The organism is Caballeronia sp. ATUFL_F1_KS4A (assembly GCF_023630905.1).
GTDB classification, from domain to species: domain Bacteria; phylum Pseudomonadota; class Gammaproteobacteria; order Burkholderiales; family Burkholderiaceae; genus Caballeronia; species Caballeronia zhejiangensis.
Genome location: NZ_JALQEB010000027.1, coordinates 1 through 1,463, shown reverse-complemented (window position 1 = coordinate 1,463; position 1,463 = coordinate 1). Strand labels below are relative to the sequence as shown.

At 59.5% G+C, this 1,463-nt stretch carries 1 protein-coding gene; it reads right to left on the bottom strand.

Going from position 1 to position 1,463, the window contains the following annotated elements; translation table 11 throughout:
- Positions 1-1,349: type VI secretion system Vgr family protein (locus NCS03_RS15175; RefSeq protein WP_250529351.1), on the bottom strand; the 1,349-nt coding region annotated here is incomplete at its 3' end.
- Positions 1,350-1,463: the final 114 nt, after the last annotated feature.

Genomic DNA, 1,463 nt, shown 5'->3' with positions numbered 1-1,463 from the left:
AGCGCCACCTCCGTGCCGTGGATCAACGGCATGTGATGACCGTAGTCCGCCCCCGCATAAGGCTTGGCCATACGAATAGGACGGCTCGCGCCCCCCGGACTCCACTCGTCCAGATCGAACGGCATCTTGACGACATACCGTCCCTTTTCATCCAGATAGCCATAGTGATAGTTGCCGGGAGAATCCACCCTGGCCGGCCAGATGCCTTCGGCCTTGGGACGCTCGATCACGTCGATGCTCGTGCGCCACTTGCGATCCGCCGGGATCGCCCGAAAAGTGTTCCAGTACGACACCCCCCGGCCGCCGCCGCAACGCATCGACGTAACGAGCAGGCCGTTGGGCGCATCCTTGGGATTCACGTCCAGCCGGATCACCTCGCCCACTTCGAGCGAGAACGGATTGCCCCGAGCGCGATAGCTGATCTGGGTGGCGATGTGCGCTTCATGGCGCAGACGCGCGATCTGGCGACCTTCCTCCAGCGTTTCGTAATGCTCGCCCCACGTCCCATCGACGCCATCGGTGGTCTTGTCCGCGCGCGCGGTGTTCTCCTCGACCAACAGATTGACGTCCGCCTGACGATGGTTGTAGTCGTTCAGTTGCACCGCCTCGGGCACGCGCTGCGTGATCGTCCTGAGCGAACGGATCGATTCGGCGCCCACGCTTTCCAGCCCCGAGTGGCTGCGATACGGAACCACCCGCTGCTTGCGGGCATACGCATCCAGATCATCCCCGAAGATGATCACCGTCCGATCGCTCTTCTGCTCGAAGCGAAACCAGATGCCCGCTTCGGCGCAGAGGCGCTGAATGAACGCGAACGTGGTCTCGTAGAACTGAGTCTCGTATTCGAGCCGCTTATACGTGCCGCGCAGACTCTTGAAATCGAAATCGACACCGAGGCGATAATCGTAGTGGCGCAGCGTATCGGTGATGATCTCGACGACCGATTGCTTCTGAAACAATCGGCATGTGCGGCCTCTCGCCAATTCCGCGATCTTCGGCACCAGGGTGACGCGATACCGGGTTTCATCGGCCGATGTGCCGAGCGTCTCAAACCTGTCAATGACGCCATGCGTGACGCTAGGCTCCGGCGCCTTGCTGAAGTCCTTCCATCGTTCACCGAACATCTGCCGCAGATGAGCTTCTTGAGGATCGATGGGGGCGATGGTCAACACCGCAGACCGCCCAACGACCTGATCCATCGGAATATCGGCGACAGGGCTCGTAAATTCGATATTGAACTTGTAGAGCGCGCTAATTTGCGCCTCGCCATTGAAGCTCAATACTGAGATGGGCGCGGGGTGGGGCTTCAACTGGAGGCCGTAGGCCTGACTTGGCAATACCATTGACATGCGAAAGCACTCTCCCTGATAAGCGCCACCTTCGACGACAACTTAGGTAGACGTTTTAACGACCCGAGGATTGCATCGCGCAATCGCTTGGCATTCCGAATCGGGACAATTTAG